Raw genomic sequence first — 21,901 nt, forward strand, 5'->3', positions numbered from 1 at the left:
CGGCGCGGTCGGCCAGCGCCTCCTCCAGCGCCGCGCGGTCGAGCGGCAGCCGCTCATCGGCGGCGAGACGATCGAGCAGGTCGGGCTCGCGACCCTCCTCGCGCATCGCCAGCGCCACGGCCACCGCGTTCTCCTTGATGGCCTCATGCGCGACCTCGCGGCCGACCCCCGCGCGCACCGCGGCCATGAGCACCTTGGTGGTGGCCAGGAACGGCAGGTAGCGCTGCAGCTCCTTGTCGATGACTGCCGGGTAGGCGCCGAACTCGTCGAGGACCGTCAGGAACGTCTCGAGCATGCCGTCCAGCGCGAAGAACGCATCCGGCAGCGCGACGCGGCGCACCACAGAACAGAAGACATCGCCCTCGTTCCACTGCGCGCCGGCCAGCTCCGCGGCCATGGAGCCGTAGCCGCGCAGCACGACCTGCAGGCCATTAACCCGCTCGCAGGACCGGGTGTTCATCTTGTGCGGCATTGCCGACGAGCCGACCTGCCCCGGCTGGAAACCCTCCGTGACCAGCTCGTGGCCGGCCATCAGGCGGATGGTCTGCGCGAGCGACGACGGGCCCGCACCGAGCTGCACCAGCGCGGAGACGACCTCGTGGTCCAGCGAGCGCGGGTACACCTGCCCCACCGAGTCAAAGGTGCGGGCGAAGCCGAGGTGGGTGGCGACGCGCTGCTCGAGCTCGGCCATGCGGGTGGGGTCGCCGTCGAGCAGGTCGAGCATGTCCTGCGCGGTGCCCATGGGGCCCTTGATGCCGCGCAGCGGGTAGCGCTCGAGCAGCGACTCCACGCGCTCCAGCGCCACCAGCAGTTCGTCGGCGGCGGAGGCGAAACGCTTGCCCAGCGTCGTGGCCTGCGCGGCGACATTGTGGCTCCGGCCGGCCATGACCGTGTCGCGCTGGGCGGCGGCGTGCTCGGCCAGGCGGCGCACCGCGGCGACGGCACGGTCGCGCATCAGCTCGAGCGAGCGCACCACCTGGAGCTGCTCGACGTTTTCCGTCAGATCGCGGCTCGTCATGCCCTTGTGGATGTGCTCGTGGCCGGCGAGGGCGTTGAACTCCTCGATCCGCGCCTTCACGTCGTGGCGGGTGACGCGCTCGCGGTCGGCGATCGAGTCCAGGTCAACCTGCTCGAGCACCGCCTCGTACGCCTCGATCACGCCGTCCGGCAAATCGATCCCCAGGTCACGCTGTGCCCGTAGGACCGCGATCCACAGCTGGCGCTCGAGCACGATCTTGTACTCGGCGGACCACAGCGTGGCCAGGTCGGCGCTCGCGTAGCGCGAGGCGAGGACGTTTGAAATGCGGGGCTTGGAGCTTGGCCGGGTGCTTGGCTGAGTGCTTGGCTGAGTGCTTGGCGTGGTCACGATGCTGATTCTCTCATGACGGTCCGACACCCCTTCGGAATCGTCGTGTGGAAGCGGTTCGGGCGCGCTCCAACCCCATTGAGCCCGCACTTCCGCCTGCGTCCCGGAGTCCGCACTATGGGCACAGAATTTCTCAAACTTATCCTTGCGGTATCGAAAGTGCGTACGTAGACTAGAACACGACTTCGAAACACTGTTATACGGGGCGCGACGGAAGGGGGAACGTCATGGCCGATGCCGCCGATCGCCCCCCTGGCCGCCCCGCCCCCGCCTCCTCGAGCAGTGATGAGAGCACGGTGTCGTATGCTGCGACCGCTCTTCGCGCGGGTTGGGAAGCCGAGAACCGCGCAGCCGCCACGCGCTACGTCGCGGCGTATGAGGTGATGGTCGAATGCATCGAGCACCCGGACTGCGCTGACGATCCGCTCCGGCCGCGGCCCGGGTATGCCGTCGTGGACCCGTTGGTCATGGCGACCGGCTATGTGGTGGCCATGTTCCCGATCTCCACGCGCCTGGCGAAGGCGCTGATCTGCGCCGCCTGGGACCTCCACAACCTGTACCCGGCCATCCTGTCCGCCATGCAAGAGGGCCGCCTCAGTGATGCCGAGGGCAGGATCCTGGCGCAGCAACTGTCACATGTCGACTTGGATGTGCTGCCGCGCGTGCAGCAAGAGGTGGTTGACGATTACCTGGCGAAGGTCGAGGCCGGCGAGCGCCCGGGGAACAAGGCCATTCGCGACCGCGCCGACGAGATCATCACCAAGCACGACCAAGACGGGGTACGCAGGCGCAAGTCCGAGACCAAGCGCGAGCGCGGCGCGTGGATCAGGAAGGGCCGCGACGGCATGTCAACGCTCTCCGCCTACCTCCTCAATGAGGAAGCCGCAGTCCTCGCAGAGGCGCTGGAAGCCAAGATGGCCGCCACCAAAGCCGCCGAGGAGGAGGCCGCCGCAGCTGCAGCCGCCTCCGCCGCGTCTAGCTCCGACGCCCCCGACTCCGATGCCCCCGCCTCCGATGCCCCCTTCTCTGGTTCTGCGGATTCTGATCGCGAGTACGCACGCTCGCAACGCCGCGCGGACGCCCTGATGTCGTCGGTCTGTGGCGATGCCGCCGACGACTTCTCCGCCGGCCCCGACAACGATCCCGACGACGACAACTCGGATCTCAGCGGCTCAGCCGCCGGCCCCAACCACGATCCCGACCCCAGCGGCTCCCCCAGCAACACCGACACCAGCGACGACGCGGATACCGCCGATTCAGGTGTGGGGACGGACTCCCCCGCGAGCCCCGGAAGCACGGGGACCGGCAGCACGGGAACCGACTCACGCTCCGGCGGGCTGATCCTGCGACCGAAGGTCACCGTCATCGCGCCGTTCGGCAGTAACGATGATGCGAAGGTGGAGTTCGCCCGGACCGGCGAAGCGGCTCTGCAAGCCCTGCTCGACCTGCTCAAGAGTTCGAGCGGCGCCTCACTTGAACACATCGATCCGGGGCTCGGAGCCGCAGACGACCCGGACGCCGCGATTCGCTACCGCCCCTCGGCCGCACTTGCCCGACGCATCCGTCTGCGCGATGGCACCTGCCGTCACCCCGGGTGCATGATGCCTGTTGAGGACTGTGATCTCGACCATGTCGTGCCGTTCAACCACGACGATCCGAGTGCTGGCGGCCTGACCGTCGAATGGAACATGGCCGGCATGTGCCGCGAGCATCACAAGTTCAAGACCCACAGCGGCTGGGACTACACAATGGAACCCGACGGCACGTTGATCATGACCTCCCCGGAGGGGCATGTCACGGTCACCCGGCCCAACGGACCCCTCGCCGCGTATCGCCGCGAAGAGACCCGCGCTGAAGCTGAGGCGTGGAACCAGCAGCAACGCCGCAGCCCCGACCCGGGGCGTGCGGCCGCCGCAGGAGGGGCCGACTCGGACGAGCACGCCAGCCGCACCGCGATGTCCCGTCGAGATGCCCGCCGTCATGCGAGGCGCGAACGCAATCGGGCCAGCAATATCGCCGACCGTTTCGCCCATGAGAAGCGGGAAGCAGTCCGGAAGGCACGCAACACTGCACGTGCGAGGGACTTTATGGACTTTCCTCCCGACATCCGGGCAACCGGCGAGGATGGGGGCCCGATCGTCGAGGCCAGGCCCGGCCCCAACGGCACCACCATTCACATCGCCCGGCACAACTGCATCTTCAACCTGCGCCAACGCCGCGGCAGCCGCTGGTGGTCAGACAATAGGCACCGGTACCCCGTCTACCCCAGCTTCCCGGTCGACGAGCCCGAGCCCCAACCTGAGCCCGAGGTTGACCCCGAGGCGGAAGCCGAGTCCGAGACGGAGACCGAGTCTGAGCCTGAGCTCATGCCCGTGCACCCGCAAATCAATGAGGACAGCGCCGTCGAACGAGCCCTCAGGGATGCCCTCGTGGACCTCTTCGATCCGCCGCCGTTCTAGCTGTTCTGTCCAAGCCTGTTCGGCTCAGACCTGGTCAGGAAGCTATCGGGCCGCCCCTCCGCACTGCCCCTGGCCGTAAGGCTGCTGCGACACCTGCGCCGGGACCGCGGGCGCACCGGGCGCACCCGCCGACTCCTGGCCGTTTTCGGGTCGTCGGGAGAATAGGTACACGACGCCAGCGATCACAGCCACTTCCGCGGCGCTCGTCAGCACGTTCATACTTCCGTAAACGAGCTGGTATTCCACGTAGCCCATGGAAATGTCGACGGCGGACACGACCTCGGTGACCAGCGCTCGGACCATAATCGCGAGTCCCGTCAGCATGCCCAGTGACACCGCGATGATGCCCGTGGCCAATGCCGCATCGACGATCCGACGGCAGCGCAATAGTGCCCAGACCAGCGCGACACCCACGAGTATCGGAACGCCGTCCACCAGGCGGAAGAGGAACAGGTCGACGCTCGAGGGATCGTCGGGAACGATGCGATCAACGAAGGGCCACTCGCCACGTAATGCGGAGCCGTTGATCACCGCCGGCAGTGAGGTCCAGAGGAAAAGGTAGACCCAGACCAGCGCGGCCGCGATCGCCACCGGGACCCGACGATCTCGCGCAGAGATGATCGCCCCGATCACCACGATGGTCAGCAGGAGCTGTTCGAAGAAGGCCGTTGTGAAAATCGGCCCTAGATGTGTGACGACGAAGAGTATCGCCGCTAGACCGAACACCGCCGCAATGGTCCCACCTCGGGGCCCACTATCCGGATCCTCAACCCGACCAGACGCGTCAATCCTCAACGCCGAGCTCCCGGCCAGGGTGGCCGCGCCGATCACGAGAAGGAAGATCACCGCCGCCGACATGTACAGCAGCGCTGATTCAATCGGGGCCGACCACCAGTCCTGAACGCCCGGACTGCGGAGCGACCGCTTCTGGTCGGCCATGACCGTGAACGCGATGGAGCGCCCGGACAACAGGACCAACGCCGTCACCCCGGCGAGTACCAGGCCCCAGGGCCGCCGTCCGAACCCGTATGCCCAGGCCACCGCTGCCACACCGAGAATCACGACGGCTTCTGGACTGTATGGCTCGAACCAACCACCTCGGATCGGCGCGTTCACGAACATCCATCCGTACTTGAGCTTGTCGAGGTCATTCGCCCAGTGCAGACCAATCGCCACCTGGTGGAGCGAAAGAAGTGCCGGAAGGACCGCGATCCACCTCCGGCCAGTCGCCCCGAGCAGACCGATGAGCAGCGCGCACACGGCGAGAGCGAACGCCTCGACGAACGCGCCTTCGTCCCTACCGCGATTGATGCCGCGATAAATCAGGTGAAAGAACGGAGTGAGCACTCCCCACGTGACGAACATGATCCCGATCGCCACGGCCTCGCGGACATGCGACACCGCCCGCCTGCCCACGGTTACCGCTGGCGAATACTGCCTTGTTGCTGAACCGGCCCGGTAATCCACGCGAGCATCGTATGCCGTGAGCACCCGGCATGGATGTCCCTACAAGCTCCGAGATTCCGGTAATCCCGCCGTTGGCGAGAGGTCCGGATCAGGCGGTGCACCGGATCATCACGAGATGATCGAGCCTCCGCTCGAACCGTTGATGATGTCGGCGGCGTTGACGTACACCTGATCGATGGTCAGCGGCGCCTGCAGCAGGAGCCACGGCCGGAGGATGTAGACGCCGATGGTGATGATCTCTGCGGAACCCATTCGCTGAGAATAGGACAGAATCCCCCGCTTTGTGTGGCCCATCACAGGGCAGGCGCCGGTCACGGCACCGGCCAGGCCGCACCCACTAGTCAGAAGCGCCTAGGTAGAAGCGCCGCCGGATTCACCCTGGCCACCGTCGCCACTCTCCCAGGATTGTCCCGACTCGGGGCCGCCCGCTTCGTACCGCGGCGGTGCCGCCGGCGGCTGCCCGTATTGCGATTGCCCGTACTGCGGCTGCCCGAAGCCTGCCTGCGCGCCGTGCGGATACTGCGGTCCAGACTGCCCTGGATACTGCCCCGGAAACGGCGCAGAATTCGGCGAGTAGTTCGGCCCGGTTGCGATCGGTGCGCGCGCCAGTCCGGGCCCAACGACGCACGACAGTGCGATCACCCCGACCATCACCAACGCGTAACCGACGATGTCGACCACAACCATGGCCGCGAAGCCGCGATCGATACCTGGCATCTCTACTAGTAACTGGCTCATCCACTCGGCTGCGACGAATCGGAAAGCCGTCAGCGCGACCGCCCCGAGACAGCCCGCCAGAATCACTCCGGCGATCGACCGGCCGAAGCCGTAAGCCCATGCGGCCAGGGCGACTCCGTAGGCAACCCCGGAGGTGAGACCCCACAGCACGCTGATCGCCAACATGCTCGAGCCGGGTAGCCACTCCGCCACATTGACGAGAAGCTCGAACAGTATCGGGGCGAGAAGAAGAACCAATGGCGCAACGCTGACGAGTTTTCTGCCCCTCACCCCAAAGATGAGGATGCACACGATGAACCCGATAGCCGCGACGCCATCGTAGGCCAGGTTCATGATCAAAAGGACGAACCGGTAGGCGCTCGAATCGGAAAGGAAGCTGAGCCCTTGGGCCTGCTCGGCCAGTGTGTCGGCATCCATGAAAATCCATGCGACGAGCGTCTGCCCCACGCAGTAAATCACCAACAGCAGTGCCGTCCCCATGATGTCCGGCTTGAATCCGCGCACCGCCGGAGGTCCAGCGGGAGCGGGCGGGGGCGCGAACTGCTGGTCAGACATGAACCGATGGTAAGGGTCTCATCGGCCCCACGGGTCATCCACCGAACGAACGCCCCGTGAACGAACGCCGCGTGAACGAACCTCGCATCAACGCGACGCCAGTGGCTAGGTCTACAGCGAGGACCTCATGATGTTGACCGATGCCGAAACGACGTCCCCGATGACGAGGGGCAGCAACTCCTCGAACGACTTGCTGGGGTAGTCCTCCATGGGACTGAGCAGGTTGCCGATGGACAGCAGCGGCAGGCGCGGATCGAGCACGGGTCCTCCTATCGTCGGGCGAGCCATCACGGTAGACACGTGTCCGCCGCGATGTGAACCCCGATCAGGAGACTCTCACCGCGTCACCAGCATGGCCTCCAGCCGGTCCAGGGCCTCGGCGATCTCCTCGGTGCCGCCGGCAAAGCTGAGCCGGACGGTGTGGCGGCCGTCGACGGTGTCAAAGTCGACGCCGGGAGTCAGCGCGACGCCGGTGCGCTCGAGGATCTCGGCGCACCAGGCGACGGAGTCGTCGGTCCAGCGCGAGACGTCGAAGTAGGCGTAGAAGGCGCCGTCGGGCGGGGCGATCTCTCCCACGCCGAGCTCCCCCAACCGGCGCAGCACGAGCTCGCGATTGCGGGCGTACCGCTCGACATGCCCGTCCAGCTCGGCGGCGGAGGCGGGGGTGAAGGCGGCGACGGCCGCGAACTGCGCGTCGGCGGGCGGGCAGATGGTGAGGTTGCCGATCAGCCGGTCGACGGGGTCGCGCAGGTACTCGGGCAGCAGCATCCAGCCGATCCGCCAGCCGGTCATCGAAAAGTACTTGGACACCGACCCCATCACCACGGCGTCGCGGCTGGTCTGCCACGCGCTCGCGCACTCGCGGCCGTAGGTGACGCCGTGGTAGATCTCGTCGCTGATCAGGAGGGTGCCGTTCGCGGAGCACCACCGCGCGAGTTCGGCCAGCTCGTCGGCGCCGATGATGGTGCCGGTCGGGTTGGCGGGGCTGGCCACGATCAGCCCGGCGGGCGCGTGCCCGAGCTCGGCGGTCACCGCCTCGAGTTGGGCGACCGTGGGCTGGTATCGGGTGTCGGCCCCGCAGGCGATCTCGCGCACGTCGCACCCCAGCGCCTGGAGGGTGTTGCGGTAGGCGGGGTACCCCGGCCGCGCCATGACCACCACGTCGCCGGGGTCGAACGCGGCCAGGAACAGCACCGTGAAGCCGCCGGAGGAACCAGTGGTGACGACGACGTCGTCGGCCGACACCCGAATGCCGTCCCGCTGCCGGTGGTACGTCGCGATCGCTTCCCTCAGCGGGCGGATGCCGAGCGCCTCGGTATAGCCGAGGATCTCGGTGTCCAGTGCGTGATGCGCGGCCGCCAACACCGGGCCGGGTGCGGGGGTCGAGGGCTGCCCGGCGCACAGGGAGATCACGTCTCCGTGGGTCTCCTGCCGGCGGGCCGCGGCGGCCAGGACGCTCATGACGTGGAACGGCTCGACGGCCGAACGGCGGGACGGTTCGCGGATCACAGACATGCCCAAGACGCTAGCGTCCGATCACCGCGGGGCAAGGACCCGCATGAGATCAGTGGGGATGGTCGAGCCTGGTGACCACGCCGCGGTCGCCATCCACGCGGACCCGGTCCCCGGTCTTCAGCACCTGCGTGGCGACCAGAGTGTTGACCACGCAGGGCAGGCCATACTCACGGGCGACCACCGCGCCGTGCGAGACCGAGCTGCCGATGTCAGTAACCAGAGCTCCGATCACCGTGAAGTACGGCGTCCAGCCGACGTCCGTGACGGGCGCGACCAGAATCTCTCCCCGCTGCACATCGCGGGCGTCAACGATCAACCGCGCCACGCGCACGACTCCTTCCACGGAGCCGCGGCTAGCCGGGCGACCGACGATCTCCCCACCAGCTGCCTCGCGGGGCGGCCGGGCGACGAGCGCGGACGGTCGGCCGACAGAGACATCGGGGAACTCCAGGGCGTCCTGGTAGGCGAGTGCATCCCGCCGTGTGAGCGCGCTCTGTGTGAGCTCTTCCGGCCCGAGGCCGTCCACATCACCCGCCTCAACGCCGCCCCGCCCCACGACCAGTGCCAGCTCGGCGCGGTCAAAGAAGAACACCAGGTCCGCGTCCGGCAGCTGCCCGGACGCGGCCAACACCTCGCCGAGGTGGCGGTAGCCCAGCTTGAGCGAATGGGCCATCAACGCCATCTTGGATTTGGTCTCTTCCCTCCCCCGGGCGCCGCCACGGGCCAGGCGGGCGAGCGTCCGGATGACTGGCGAGCCGGGTTCATCGGCGGGAGTCATCGCCGGGCCTTGGTCGTGCGAAGTAGAGCCCTGCGCGGCCGAGTCGTTCGAGGTCAGGTCACGAGAGTGGCCGACCGAGCGGACCATCACCTGCATCATCGAGCCGAGCCCCTCCGGATCCTCGGCCCAGGACGGGTCTCGCATGCATAGTTCTCGGTAGCCGCGATGGCCGTGGCGGGTCAGGAACCGCCGTAGCGCCTGCCCACTCACGCTGCCCGAGGCCCGCAGGGCGGTGAGCGCGTCCGCAGGGTCCGCCGCGAGGAACGCCTCGGCGGTCGCCGGGTCGGCCGCGGTGGCCCGGGCCACCGAATCCAACTCCTCGAGCATCATCGCGCTCTCGACGTCGGCGGCGCCGGCCATGAGGCGGGTGGCCTCGGCGCGGCCGTCGTCCTCACTTCGACCGTCCTGCACGGCCTGCCGCATCAGGACGCTCTCGAGAATGTTGGCCGCCACCGCCGCGCGGGAGGACGAGCGCACGTGGGTCAGGGTGACGTGGCAGTACAGCTCGACGCCGTCCTCGAGCTGCGCCAGCACCTGCCGCGGGTCGTCACCGGTGGGGACCTCCCACTCGGCGATCTGCCGCTCGAGCCGCCGGATCGCCGGCCCTGCCGACAAGGCGTGAGTGGAGAGCCGGATGGTGTTGGTCAGCCTGCGTAGGAACGGCTTCGGCGGCTTGGGGACCAGCTCCTCCACCACACGGCCGCAGATCGACGTGGAGAACTGCTCCAGCGAATTGCCCACGAGGCCCGAGCTCAGTGCCGTGCCCTCGGTGAGGTTGAGGAACATGTGACCGGAGAAGTAGCCCACCTGGAGCCAGGGCTGGTCATAACTCGGCTGGGCGCGGGCCACGACCTGGATCATCTGCATCGCGTAGTCGATCGCGAAGCCGGACACCGACGCGGTGAGCGGGCAGAACGCCCCCGGCATCATCTCGCCGATGTTGCAGCGCGTGTACACGTGATCCGGGCCGGCGAGCGGAGAGTCCATCTCGCCGAGGTCGGCAGGCAGTGTCGTGATCGGCCTGGCCTGCAGCCACCAGAGCCTGCCCGACATGTCGATCGCCCACTCGAGATCCATCGGACGGCCAAAGTGTCGCGCCGCGGCCAGGGCGCCCGACCGGATCGCGGAAATCTCCTCGGGCGACAGGAGCGCCTCGTCGTCGTCGTTGTCGTCGTCGCGGTCATCGCGGTCGTCGTCGCCCCAATCGTCGCGGTCGTCGCCGCCCCTATCCTCACCAGCCTCGCGCACAACCACCGCGCCACCGGCGTCCAGGACGATGTGCTCGGGCGAGGTCGTGCCGTCGACGAGCGCATCGCCGAGCCCCGCCACAGCGTCGATCACTATGAGGTCGCGGCGCGCGGTCGTTGGGTCCGCGGTAAACACCACACCGGCGGCGCGCGCGTCGACCATCTGCTGCACCACCAGGTGCATCGCGGGTGGGGCGCCACCGCCGTAGGCCGCCGCCCGGCGCGAGCGGGTGGACTCGACGCAGGCGCGGATCGCGTCGGCGAACCCCTCGGCGGTGTCCACGCCGAGCACCGTGTCGTACTGGCCGGCGAACGACTGCTGCGCGCCGTCCTCCCCCGCCGCCGACGAGCGCACGGCGACCGACGTCGCGCCGGCCTCGGCCATGCGGGTGAACCACCGGGTGGTGTCGACGACGACGAGGTCCGCCGCCGCATCCGCGATGACGAATCCCGGCGGGACGTCCAGGCCGAGGCGCTGAAGTTCGGCCAGTCCCGCGGCCTTGCCGCCGTAACTGTCGTCGGTGACCTGCTCGAACTCGACAGTCCTGGGCGTAGCTCTGTGCGGGCCGGTGTTCTGGGCCGAGGCGCTGTGCGGGGTGGCGGTCATCGGTCGTCGCCCAGCGCGTCGACGATCTCGGCCAGTGCGTCGGTCGCGATCGGGCCGGTCTGATAGAGGCAGAGCCTGTCGGAGATACCGTGGACCCGGTCACGCACGTGCGCGGCGACCTCGGCCGGGGTGCCGCAGGCGGCGATGGTGTGCAGGATCTCGTCGGTGATGAGCGACGACATCTCCTGCCACCGACCCTGCTTGGACATGGCGTTGAGCTCGGGCTGGAGATCGCCCCAGCCGTGCGCGTCCAGCACCGGCTTATACGCCGGAGTGGAGCCGTAGAACGCCAACAGCCGGCGGGTCGAGAGGTGGTCGTCGTCCCGCCCGGTCGCCACGGAGACGATCACCTCCGGCACCACCTCGAAGTCGGCCTCACTGCGACCGGAGGCGGCGAGTCCCGCGCGCACGGCCGGCATCGTCGACTCGTGGAGGTACTTCTTCGAGCCGAACGGCATCACCAGTAGGCCGTCGGCCACCTCGCCGGCGGCGCGGGTCAGCCGCGGGCCGAGCGCGCCCAGGTAGATCGGCGGCGCGCCGTACGGACTGGGCGGCGGCACGAAGGTCGGTGTCATGAGCGTGTGCCGGTAGTACTCGCCGCGGAAGTTCAGCCGCTCGCCGGTGGCCCAGGTGTCGAAGATTGCGCGCAGCGCGCCGACCAGCTCCGTCATCCGCTCGACCGGGCGGTCGAACTCGGCGCCGTAGCGCTTCTCGATCTGCGCCCGCACCTGGGTGCCCAGGCCCAGGATGAACCGGCCTTCGCTGAGATTCTGCAGGTCGTGGGCCTGGTGAGCCAGCTGGATGGGGTTGCGGGGAAACGCGATAGCCACGTTGGACATCACGTCGAGGCCCCGAACCTGTGAGGCGAGCACCAGCGGGGTAAACACGTCGTGCGGGCCCTCGAACGTGAACACCCCGGACGCGCCCGCCTCCTTGAGTACCTCCGCGCGGTGGGCCGCGTCGGTGGGGCCGAACAGTGCCGTCATGACCTTCATGCCTGCGCCTCCTGGCCCGCCACGTCGGTCCAGTCGGTGAAGCCCGACGGGTGGTGTGGGCCGATCACACCGTGCTCGAACAGGCCCGCGCCCTCACGCGTGGTGCCGTCGGCCTCGGTGCAGACCGCGTGGCCGACGTGGTCGATGAGGCTGAACGCCGCCCCGGCCATGACGGCGGGATCGGTCAGGTCGTAGCTCACGCGTTCGGTGAACCCCTCGCCCTTCCAGCTGCCGTGCGCCCACGAGGAGTCGCCTCCGTACCCGGAACCAAACGCGATCGGCGCGAACAACCGGGACTCCACGTCCAGCCGGATCTGCTCGCCGGCGCGGTTCATGAACTGCACGTGCGCTCCCGTCGGGATCCGCGTGCCTGCGCGATAGTCCAGGCGGACGCGCACCCCATCGAGCTGCTCGACGCGTCCGTCCCGCCAGCGGCGTGTGCAGTCATACAGGCTGCGATGGCCGTCGGGATCCTCCTGCAGGATGAGGAAAAGTTGGAAATCGTCAAAGGCCAAAGGGAGATACAGCCACCACATGCCCCGGAACGCGGCGTCCGGCCGTCCCGGCGGCTCAGCCTCGCCCACCGGGCGGATGCCCCATGAGCGATCCCGGGCTGCGATCGACGAGGAGCGCGTGACCTCCAGCCGCTCGTCGTCGACCTCTATCCACCCCTCCCACGTGCCGACTTGGGCAAAGCGGCTGGCCTGCAGCGTCACCCGCCTGTCGGTGAGCATCGCGTGCGGCTCCTCCATGGCGGCGGGGAACAGCCCGCGCCACGTCAGGTCTGCGGCGATCCCCTCGGTGCGCTCCAGTGTCAGGCGCAGCTCCTGTAGCGGTTCGATCACCTCGAGCCGGTAGCCGCCAACGTTCGGCCGGAGGCGGTCGTCGTCGATCGCATCACTGAGGTGGACCGCGGTCTGTGTGTCGCCGCGGCGCACGACAAAGTAGGCGTCCTTGACGCCCAGTCGCGGGTAGTAGCCGATCCCGGTCAGCACCATGAAGCGGCCCTGGCGGTCGAGCACGTTGAAGTACGACCGGTCGTAGAAATTTCGGTCTGACGTGGCCGGCCACGTGACCGGCGCGGGCGTCTGGTGGATCGGGTATTCGTCGAGCGGGCTGAGCTGCATGGCACTCTCCCTGGCAATACGATGCACGCTGCATCGGAACTATGGTGTGTTCATGACAGCAGACGCGCATGAGTCCGGCAGGAGATCGGCCAAGTCCGCTCCTGGCCGACCGCGCGACGGCAGGATCGACGCTGCGATCATCTCGGCCACCCGGGAACTGATCCTGGACACCGGCTACGCCTCCCTGTCACTGTCCGCGATCGCCGCCCATGCCGGGACCACCACCGCCGCCCTCTACCGGCGCTGGTCGGGCAAGGCCGAACTTGTCCACGAGGCGGTGTTGTCCGCCGACGCGATCCCCGCGCGCGAGTTCGACGGCTCGCACGGCGGCGAGGACTGCAGCAGGGACGGCGGCGCGGCCGGCAGTGAGATCAGAGCCCTGGTCGAGACCGTCCGCGCGATATTCGACCGACCGGAGGTGCGAGCAGCTCTGCCCGGCCTGATCGCCGACACGGTCGCCGACCCCTCGCTGCACCGCCGGATGATCGCCCGCCTGACCGGGAACCTGCCCGCGTTCGAATCGCGGTTCGGCCAGACGCGACACCAGCACGATGAGTTACCGATGCTCGCCGAGGTGGTCGCTGGCACCGCCATCTTCCGCATCCTCGTCCGCCGAGACGCCGCGCTCGACGACGCCTGGGTGGACGAGTTAACCGAGATGATCACGGGCCGCTGGGCCCCCGGCACGTAGCCCGGGCGGCTCAGAGCGAGCCAAGCGGCGCCGACCCTAGAGCGCCCGAGCCGAGCGAGAGCGAACCGTCGCCGGCGACTTCCAGCCCAAACACCGCGAGCTCCTGCGCAGCGGGGACGCCAGCAGATACAGCACCCTGTCCGATCGAAACCACCAGCTCGTACCGTCCCGGCGCCAGCCGCGCCGCAGAACGCAGCGCGAACGACGGGGTGAGGGATCCGCCGGACGAGACAGATACCGGTACCGACCCCACGCCCAGCCCGGCGCCACCCTCCTTCGAGTCGACCACGAACTGCAGCGGCAGTCGCTGCTTGCCTGGCCCGGTGATCGTGGCGGACAGCTCGCCGCTGTAGGCGAAACCGGTGGAATCGACCCGCACGGAGAGATCGAGAACGTCGCCGTCGTCGTTGCTACTACCGTCATTGCTGCCACCGCCAGGCCTAAGGCTCACGTCCCCTACCGCGGTGAGCCGCACCGGCAGCGTCACCACCGGATCGGCCGCGCGGTCGGTGGTCGGGGTGCCGCCGCCTACCACCGGCCACGTGCCCTCGGTTCCGGGCACGGTCTCCCAGCTCAGACGGTCGAGCATCATGTAGCGCCGCTGCAATCCGTTCGGCATCACGGCGCTGCCGCGGGGCGCGGCGTGGTAGATCATCCAGTCCTGGCCGGCGTCGTCGGTGGCCACATCGACGTGCCCGGGACCTACCCAGTCGTCGTTGCCCTGCAGGATCACGTCCCCGGCGAGGCGGTCCAAGAGCGGATCACCGGTGCGGGTCGCGTACGGGCCCATCAGAGCTTCGGCGCGGCCGGCGAGCACACGGTACTGGGACGCCTCGCCGTCGCAGCACAGGCCAGCACTGGTGAACAGGTGCGTGTACCCGTCGCGCGCAACAACGGCCGGCGCCTCTACACCTGTCCCGGCGATGCGTACAGGGTCGCCGTCGAGGGCGGTGCCGGCGGTGTTCATGGGGACGGCGTGGATGCCCTCGAAGTTGCCCATGAGCATCACGGGCCCGCTGTCGGTGAACACGACCTCGGGATCCATGGGGTCGAGCAGCTCGCCGCGATAGTCACCGTGGCAGACGACCGGCGCATCGTCGTGCGTCCACGGCCCCTCGATGCCGGGCGCGGTGGCGCGACCGATGCAGGGCTTGTCGCCGCCGGTCGAGTAGTACATGACGGCGCCGGCGCCGGAGATGTGGACGTCCGGCGACCACAGGAACGAGCCGGGTGGGGCCCAGGCGGGGCTCGCGGGGACCGCGTCGCCGACGTACTCCCACTCCACCAGGTCGAAGGATCGGAAGTGCGGGAGGAGGCGGGCCCCGGCGCCGTCGCCCCAGTCGTCGGAGGTGGCGTAGACGTGGAACGCGCCGTCCGCGCCGCGCACGAGCGAGGGGTCGGGGGCGACCGAGGAGATCACGGGGTTGGCCACCGCGGCGGGCGCCGCGACGCATGCCGCGATGAGCGACGGTACGACGGCGACGACAGTCGCGGACACGAGATACCGGGCACTCGCAGTGAAGCTCATGGGCGTAAACGTAACGCCCCGGACCAGGAAGTGTGAGCCTTCCTTAATTTCAGGGCGCTACTCGCCTCACTGCGCTACTTGCGTCACAGCGGCATCGGCATCGCGGCGGTTTCAGCGCCGGTCGCCACGTCTCACCGCCGCGTCACTCAGCTCTGTTCGGCGCGCTCAGTTCTGTCCGGCGCGCTCCTTGCGGAGGAGGAAGCGCTGGATTTTGCCCGAGGGGGTCTTGGGCAGCTCGCGCGCGAAGTGGATCTTGCGGGGGAACGCGTGGGCCGCGAACTCGGTCTTGACCCACTTCTGGAGTTCGGAGACCTTGTCGTCGTCGTCAAAAACTCCGTCCGGTAGGACCCCCTCCCGCAACACGACGTAGGCCTCGAGGACCTCGCCGGCCAGGTCGTCGGGGACGCCGATCACGGCGGACTCCAGCACGTCCGGGTGCTGCGCCAGGACGGACTCCACGTCGAAGGGCCCGATGCGGTAGCCGGACATGATGATCACGTCGTCATCGCGGCTGGAGAAGTAGAAGTGGCCGTCAGCGTCGACCTTGGCCGCGTCACCGGTGTAGTACCAGCGCCCATCCTCGCTGAACCGCTCGGCGGTCTTCTCCGGCGACTCGTGGTAGCCGGTGAACCACATGAGCGGGCTCGCGGGAACGTCGATAGCCACACGGCCGAGCTCGCCCACCGGTGCGGGCACATCCTCGTCGGCGGCCAGCACCGCGCAGGACCAACCCGGCAGCGGCACGCCCATCGAGCCGGGGCGGACGTCCTCGCGCAGCGAGTCGTGCCACGGGTTGATGATGAACATGCCGTGCTCGGTCTGGCCGTACTGGTCGCGAACCTCCACACCGAACTGCTTGACTGACCAGTCGATGACCTCGGGCGTGAGCGGCTCGCCGGCCGCCGAGGCGCGGCGCAGCGTCACGTCCGCCGGGGCGATGTCGGCCTTGGCGCGCATCGTGCGGTAGACCGTGGGCGCGGCGGCGAAGTTGGTGACGTGGAAGTACTGCAGCACCGCGAACGCCAGCTCCGGCGAGTAGCGGGCGTGCAGCAGCAGGCTGCGGCGGCCCACGGCCAGCGGGCCGAGGATGCCGTAGTAGAGGCCGTACGCCCAGCCCGGGTCGGCGCCGTTCCAGAACACGTCGTCGGCGCGCACGTCCAGGCCGGTCTCGATGTACTGGTGGAACGCGGCGAGCGCGCGGACCGGCACCACGACGCCCTTCGGCGTGCCGGTGGTGCCGGAGGTGAAGAGCATGACCATGCCGGCATTCGGGCCGGTCACGGCGGCGGGACGGCCGGGCTCCTGCGCCGCGACGATGGTCGCCAGGTCGAGGTCGCCCTCGCGGGCCTCGGGACAGTCGGCCAGGCCAGCGACGACCACCGGAACGTCGGTCTTCTCGATTTTCCCGCGCTGGTCGGCGTCGGAGATGATCACCTTTGCGTCGCCGCCGGTGATCCGCATCTCGATGGCGGGCCAGGCGAACGCGGTGAACAGCGGCATGTGGACCGCGCCCAGGCGCCAGATGCCCACGAGCGTGAACACCAGGTCCGCGGACTTGGACATCAGGGTGGCGACGCGGTCGCCCTCGGAGACGCCGAGCTCGGCGAGCGCCGCGGCGACCTTCTCGGACTCGGTCTTCAGCTCGCCGTAGGTGATGTCGCGGCCCGACAGGTCGGCGTCGATGATCGTGAAGGCCACGGCGTCTGGATCGTGCCGGTCGCAAAGGAACTCCGCGGCACTGGCGCCGGGGATGTCGTAGATCGCGAGCAGCTGCTCGGGCGACAGGGGCGTGGACGCGCTGTTATCGGACGCGGTGTTATCGAACGCTGTGTTCTGGGCCATACCCGAGTATTGTCCTCCGCCTCGGCGCTGCCCGCCAGCACCACCCACCGACGGGCACCCCCGCTTTCGGGGCTGGCACATCGCGGCGCGGCCGGTGCACTCTAATGGGATATTGACCCCGCCCTGCTCGCAGCTAACCCGCAGGCAACTTTCCCGCACGTATCCGGAGGACCCCATGGCCGTGGACCGACTGCTCCCCACCGACGAGGCTTACGAGCTCCTCGAGATGACGCGTGACGTCGCGGACAAGCTCCTCGAGCCGATCGCCGCCGAGCACGAGCGGAACCACACCTACCCGGAGGGGCTGTTCGCCCAGCTCGGCGAGGTCGGGCTACTCGGACTGCCGTACCCGGAGGAGTTCGGCGGCGGCGACCAGCCGTACGAGGTGTACCTGCAGGTGCTCGAGGAACTCGGCGCACGCTGGGCCGCCGTCGCCGTGGCCACCAGCGTCCACGGCCTGTCCTGCTTCCCGCTGGCCACCTACGGCACCGACGAGCAGAAGAACGAGTGGCTGCCCGGCATGCTCGCCGGCGAGCAGATCGGCGCCTACTCCCTCTCCGAGCCGCAGGCCGGCTCCGACGCCGCCGCGCTGCGCTGCCGGGCCGAGCGCTCCGGCGACGATTACGTGGTGACCGGCACCAAGTCGTGGATCACCCACGGCGGGATCGCCGACGTCTACAACACCTTCGTGCGCACCGGCGAGGGCTCACGCGGCATCTCGTGCCTGCTCATCCCCAAGGAGACCGAGAACCTGCACTTCGGCAAGCCCGAGGACAAGATGGGCCTCAACGGCGTGCCCACCACCACCGCCTCATACGAAGACGCGCACGTGGACGCCGGACGACTGCTCGGCGCTGAGGGGGACGGCCTGAAGATCGCGTTCTCCGCGCTCGACTCGGGACGCCTGGGGATCGCCGCGGTGGCGACCGGCATCGCCCAACGCGCCCTCGACGACGCCGTGGCCTACGCCAACGAGCGCGAGGCGTTCGGCAAGACCATCATCGGCCACCAGGGCCTGGGATTCCTGCTCGCCGACATGGCCGCCGCCGTCGGCTCGGCCCGCGCCACCTACCTCGACGCCGCACGCCGCAAGGACGCCGGCCGCCCGTACTCGCGCGAGGCCTCGATCGCCAAGCTCACCGCCACCGACGCCGCCATGAAGGTCACGACCGACGCCGTCCAGGTGCTGGGCGGCGTGGGCTACACCCGCGAGTTCCCGGCCGAGCGCTACATGCGCGAAGCCAAGATCACGCAGATCTTCGAGGGCACCAACCAGATCCAGCGGTTGGTGATCGCGCGCGGACTGACGAACTGAGCTGGGCGGGCAGGCGGGCCGGGCGCCGGCGCGGCGCCTATGGTGGCGGCATGGCCCCGCACTCTGACTCCCCTGCCGCCCGCGCCGGCACCGCCGACCCAGGCGCCGCCGAGTACGTCGTCCTGCTCGATGAGGAGGGCACGCCCATCGGCTCGGCCGACAAGGCGGTCATCCACACTGCGGACACCCCGCTGCACCTGGCGTTCTCATGTCACCTCGTCGACGACGACGGGCGCGTACTCCTGACCCGCCGCGCACTGGGAAAGCTGACCTGGCCGGGCGTCTGGACCAACTCGTTCTGCGGGCATCCCGGCCCCGGCGAGAACCCGGTGGAGGCGATCGTGCGGCGGGCCGAGCAGGAACTGGGCACGAGGGTCGACTCGATCGAGCCCGCGATCCCGGACTTCCGCTACCGCGCCGTGGACGATTCCGGAGTGGTGGAGAACGAGATCTGCCCGGTGTTCACCGCCCGTATCCGCGCCGACCTGAACCCGCGGCCCGACGAGATCTGCGCCCACCACTGGGCCACGCCGCAGGATGTGCGCGCTGCCGTCGACGCCACCCCGTTCGCATTCAGCCCGTGGATGGTCGCACAGGTCCCCAAGATGGCCCTCTACAGCCGCTGAGAGATCAGTACGGCCACCGAGCCGCAGCGCACGAACCCCGGGAGAACGACGTTGTCGTCGTCGTCCCCCCGGGTTTTCTCGTGCGGTGTTACGCGGTGCCCTCAGCCTCGACGGTGAAGGTGAGCGTGTCGGTGTAGGTCACGCCGTAGCGGTCGGTGCCCGTGACCTCGACGGTGTGCTCGCCGGCCTCGAGATCGGTGGGCAGGGCGAGCTGCCAGATGTGCGGGCTCGCCTGCGCCATCGCGCCGCTGCTCGACAGGTTGTGCGTGGCGGACACCGGGTCGGTGAACTCCCAGCCCTTGTTGAGGGCCTCGCCGGTGGCCGGCTGGGTGTGCGTGCCGGCCGCGGCGTCGGCGCCGTCGAGCGAGAAGGTCACGTCCGCGGCGGTGGAGCCGGCGAAGAAGCTGCTCGAGATCCAGGACTCGCCGGAGCGGACGTCCTCGAGCGACACGGTGTCGGTCGCGATGGGGCCGGGGCCCTCGCCGGCCTTGTCGTCGTCCTGCCACTGCTGCGCCTCCTCGGCCCAGGTGCGCCAGGTGGGACTGTTGATGCCGGTGAGGAACTGCTTGTCCTGCGGCTCGCCACGGACCGTGTAGTACTCGGTGCGCTCGGTGCCGTCGAACTCGAAGGTCAGCACGCCCGGCTCCGCGGCGTCAGAGGTGTAGGAGTACGGCACGCCGTCGGCGTTGAGCTCGCCCGAGTACCAGGAACCCGACACCGCGCCGGCGACGACCTGATCGTGGGTCAGCTCGGGGATGCCGGCCTCGGCCCACTCCGCGCGCTTGTCGCCCGCGATGTGGTTCTCGAGCGTGTGCGTGTGGCCGCCGACGGTCACGGCGTTCGGGTACTCCGCCAGGATGTCGTAGAGCTCCGCGGCGTTGTCCGTCACGGCGCCCGTGTAGCTGACGATCGGGGCGTGCGCGGCCACGACGATCGGCGTGTCCTTGTCCACCGTCGCGAGGTCGTTGCGCAGCCACTCGAGCTGCTCGTCGCTGATCTCCTCGGTGTAGCCGCCGTTGCCGCCGTCTGAGGTCGCGCCCTTGTAGATGATGTTGAACAGGCCCACGAAATGCGTCTGGCCCACGTCGTAGGAGTAGTAGGGCGCACCGAAGTCACGACGGTAGGTGTCGGCCGAGTTCGCCGCGGTCTCGGCGTCGAAATCCATGTCGTGGTTGCCCGGCAGAGCACGCACCGGACCGTTGGCCTCGGCATAGGAGGCACGGAGCTCCGGGTTGAGCGCCAGGTCATCGCCCACGTTGTCGCCCAGGAGCAGCAGGCCGCAGCTCGCGTAGTCCTCGCGCGACATGAGGTCGGCGATCGCGCCGGCACGCGCGAACTCCATCTCCTCCATGTCGTAGGCCTGGGTGTCGGAGGCGATGGCGCAGGACTGCTGCGGAGCGGCCGTGGCCTCGGAAGCGGCCATCGGGAAGTTCACGGCCTTCGGCAGGTCGCCCGTCGGCTCGAGTCCGCCGAACTTCAGCTCCGGCGAGCCCTGCGGGTAGTGGTTGAAGCTGAACTGCGCGAAGTTCTGCTCGTCGACGGGCACCTGCCAGCCGGCGGGCTGGGTGACGAACGCGGTGAAGTCGCCGCGGACGGGCAGCTCGTAGCGGCCCTCGTCGTCGGTCTGCACCACGTCGACGCCGTTGGAGACGCTGACCCCCGGAATGCCGGCTTCCCCACCGTCAATCCGCGAATTCTTGTTGGCGTCGTCAAAGACCTGACCGACCAGGGTCTGCGGGTCGGCCGCCTCACCGTCGACCACCTCGACTTCACCGGTGTAGAGGCCGTCGTTGGTCGAGGGGCCGCCGGGGATCAGGTCGCCGAGCGAGCCCGCCGAGCCCGACGCGGATCCGGTTTCGCCAAGCGAGCCGAGAGGCAGTGCGTCGCCGTCCTGAGCTGTCGCGGGGGCCGCGTTCATGCTGACCGCGGCCGCCACTGCCAGGCCGGCCACGCCGATCTTTCGTCCTGAACGCCGGACCCGGCCGACGCTCTCAGTTCTGGAAATCATCACCACTCCTAGTGGAACTGGTTGTGTCACTTGCGATTCCAGAACGTATTCGAGGAAGGTGTCCCTCCCGGCGACCTGCCGGAGTCGGGAACCTTAACAGCAACTGGCCGTTTCTTCGCCGCTGCTCAGGATCCGTTGTTGACGTAGCACTGACCGGCTCGGGTCCCACAGAGTGGGACCACTCACCCAATGGCGGGAAGAGCGGCATTGAGGCCGCCAGTGCGAGCGCCGGGATTGCGGGATGACAAGCCAGACTTTGCACTGGGTGCTCTACATCCGTTGCAATGGGTCGCAAGGGGGCGGTTCGGCTGATCTGCCCATCGTTCGTCAACGTGCCTATCCGATGCCGAGTTGCACAGCGGGCCCGCTAGGCAGGTCAGCCTCACATGGGCAAGACGACAACAGATGGGCAGATCGTGGCGCGATGGGCAGATAGCGCACGATCTTGCTGCGCGGCGCGAGCACACGCAGCGCACCTCCGCGGACGGAGCCAGTTCAGCCGGGGATGCTGATGTGCCCCTCTTCCGCGGCCTGGCCGATGTCGCGGCGGAAGTGCCCGCCGGCCAGCTCGATGCCGTCGAGGATCCGGTACGCCTCGGCACGCGCGGCGGCCAGATCGGCGCCGGTGCCCACGACCGACAGGACGCGTCCGCCGGCGGAGACGAGGTTGCCGTCGGCGTCGCGGCCGGTCCCGGCATGCAGGACGCCCGGCTGCTCGGCTCCGGTGATGAGGTCGCCGCGGCGCGGGGTGGCCGGGTAGTTCTCGGCGGCCAGCACCACGGTCACGGCCGCGCCGTCACGCCAGACCAGCGGCGGCTGCTCGGCGAGCGTGCCGGTGGCCACGGCATTGAGGGTCTGTGCGAGCGGGGTCTCGAGCAGCGCCAGGACGGCCTGCGTCTCCGGGTCGCCGAAGCGGCAGTTGAACTCCACGACCTCCGGACCGTTCGAGGTGATCGCCAGGCCGGCGTACAGCAGGCCGGAGAAGCCGCAGCCGCGCGCCACCATCTCGCGGGCGACGGGCTCACACACCTCGGTGA

Annotated in this window: 17 protein-coding genes; 4 read left to right on the plus strand and 13 right to left on the minus strand. The window is 68.9% G+C overall.

The window, feature by feature from the left end; translation table 11 throughout:
* The coding region (gene purB, locus G6016_RS13840; RefSeq protein ID WP_182633228.1) for an adenylosuccinate lyase at positions 1-1,303 on the minus strand (1,303 nt) is incomplete at its 3' end.
* 359 nt (positions 1,304-1,662) lie between these two features.
* Between purB and G6016_RS13845 the strand changes: the two genes are divergently transcribed.
* Complete coding sequence (locus G6016_RS13845) at positions 1,663-3,825, plus strand: DUF222 domain-containing protein (protein WP_182633211.1); 2,163 nt, start codon at positions 1,663-1,665, stop codon at positions 3,823-3,825.
* A gap of 42 nt (positions 3,826-3,867) precedes the next feature.
* Here G6016_RS13845 and G6016_RS13850 read toward each other — a convergent pair whose 3' ends face one another.
* The 8 genes from G6016_RS13850 to G6016_RS13885 all read right to left on the minus strand — a co-directional run bounded on the left by G6016_RS13850 (position 3,868) and on the right by G6016_RS13885 (position 12,854).
* The gene (locus tag G6016_RS13850) at positions 3,868-5,226 is read right to left on the minus strand and encodes a hypothetical protein (RefSeq protein WP_182633212.1); all 1,359 of its coding nucleotides are present in this window, start codon (positions 5,224-5,226) and stop codon (positions 3,868-3,870) included.
* A 174-nt stretch (positions 5,227-5,400) separates the two neighbouring features.
* Positions 5,401-5,544 (minus strand): hypothetical protein, encoded by a 144-nt coding sequence (locus G6016_RS13855; RefSeq protein WP_182633213.1) that lies wholly within the window; start codon positions 5,542-5,544, stop codon positions 5,401-5,403.
* Between the two features lie 99 nt (positions 5,545-5,643).
* Positions 5,644-6,585 carry a class-II aminoacyl-tRNA synthetase family protein gene (locus G6016_RS13860; RefSeq protein ID WP_182633214.1) on the minus strand — a complete coding sequence of 314 codons (942 nt, stop codon included), beginning with the start codon at positions 6,583-6,585 and terminating at the stop codon, positions 5,644-5,646.
* A 111-nt stretch (positions 6,586-6,696) separates the two neighbouring features.
* Positions 6,697-6,846, minus strand: coding sequence for a hypothetical protein (locus G6016_RS13865; RefSeq protein ID WP_182633215.1), 150 nt, complete (start codon positions 6,844-6,846; stop codon positions 6,697-6,699).
* 75 nt (positions 6,847-6,921) lie between these two features.
* A complete protein-coding gene (locus G6016_RS13870; RefSeq protein ID WP_182633216.1) occupies positions 6,922-8,100 on the minus strand; it encodes an aminotransferase class I/II-fold pyridoxal phosphate-dependent enzyme in 1,179 nt (392 codons plus the stop codon).
* A gap of 49 nt (positions 8,101-8,149) precedes the next feature.
* Entirely contained in the window at positions 8,150-10,732 is a 2,583-nt protein-coding gene (locus G6016_RS13875) for a PEP/pyruvate-binding domain-containing protein (protein ID WP_182633217.1), read from the minus strand.
* Positions 10,729-11,727, minus strand: a complete 999-nt coding sequence (locus tag G6016_RS13880) for a TIGR03617 family F420-dependent LLM class oxidoreductase (RefSeq protein WP_182633218.1) — start codon at positions 11,725-11,727, stop codon at positions 10,729-10,731. The genes G6016_RS13875 and G6016_RS13880 overlap by 4 nt, the downstream gene beginning before the upstream one ends.
* A complete protein-coding gene (locus tag G6016_RS13885) occupies positions 11,724-12,854 on the minus strand; it encodes an Rv3169 family protein (RefSeq protein WP_182633219.1) in 1,131 nt (376 codons plus the stop codon). The genes G6016_RS13880 and G6016_RS13885 overlap by 4 nt, the downstream gene beginning before the upstream one ends.
* A 52-nt stretch (positions 12,855-12,906) precedes the next feature.
* On the opposite strand from G6016_RS13885, the gene G6016_RS13890 reads away from it, so the two are divergent.
* Positions 12,907-13,545 carry a TetR family transcriptional regulator gene (locus tag G6016_RS13890; RefSeq protein WP_182633220.1) on the plus strand — a complete coding sequence of 213 codons (639 nt, stop codon included), beginning with the start codon at positions 12,907-12,909 and terminating at the stop codon, positions 13,543-13,545.
* A gap of 10 nt (positions 13,546-13,555) precedes the next feature.
* Here the strand turns inward: G6016_RS13890 and G6016_RS13895 are convergent, their stop codons facing one another.
* Both G6016_RS13895 and G6016_RS13900 read right to left on the minus strand, forming a co-directional pair.
* Positions 13,556-15,073 carry a family 43 glycosylhydrolase gene (locus G6016_RS13895; protein ID WP_182633221.1) on the minus strand — a complete coding sequence of 506 codons (1,518 nt, stop codon included), beginning with the start codon at positions 15,071-15,073 and terminating at the stop codon, positions 13,556-13,558.
* Between the two features lie 165 nt (positions 15,074-15,238).
* Positions 15,239-16,915, minus strand: coding sequence for an AMP-binding protein (locus G6016_RS13900; RefSeq protein WP_182633222.1), 1,677 nt, complete (start codon positions 16,913-16,915; stop codon positions 15,239-15,241).
* Between the two features lie 175 nt (positions 16,916-17,090).
* Here G6016_RS13900 and G6016_RS13905 point away from each other — a divergent pair, with 175 nt between their 5' ends.
* Together G6016_RS13905 and idi are read left to right on the plus strand one after the other, a co-directional pair.
* Positions 17,091-18,230: an acyl-CoA dehydrogenase family protein gene (locus G6016_RS13905; protein ID WP_182633223.1), complete on the plus strand. Its 1,140-nt coding sequence runs from the start codon at positions 17,091-17,093 to the stop codon at positions 18,228-18,230.
* Positions 18,231-18,280: 50 nt separating this feature from the next.
* Complete coding sequence (gene idi / locus G6016_RS13910) at positions 18,281-18,856, plus strand: isopentenyl-diphosphate Delta-isomerase (RefSeq protein ID WP_182633224.1); 576 nt, start codon at positions 18,281-18,283, stop codon at positions 18,854-18,856.
* Between the two features lie 88 nt (positions 18,857-18,944).
* Here the strand turns inward: idi and G6016_RS13915 are convergent, their stop codons facing one another.
* Positions 18,945-20,864: a calcineurin-like phosphoesterase C-terminal domain-containing protein gene (locus G6016_RS13915; protein ID WP_182633225.1), complete on the minus strand. Its 1,920-nt coding sequence runs from the start codon at positions 20,862-20,864 to the stop codon at positions 18,945-18,947.
* A gap of 495 nt (positions 20,865-21,359) precedes the next feature.
* Positions 21,360-21,901, minus strand: a 542-nt coding sequence (locus G6016_RS17325; RefSeq protein ID WP_277815163.1) for a phosphoribosylglycinamide synthetase C domain-containing protein, incomplete at its 5' end; no start/stop codon positions are given.

This window comes from Dietzia aerolata, assembly GCF_014144865.1.
Classification (GTDB): domain Bacteria; phylum Actinomycetota; class Actinomycetes; order Mycobacteriales; family Mycobacteriaceae; genus Dietzia; species Dietzia aerolata.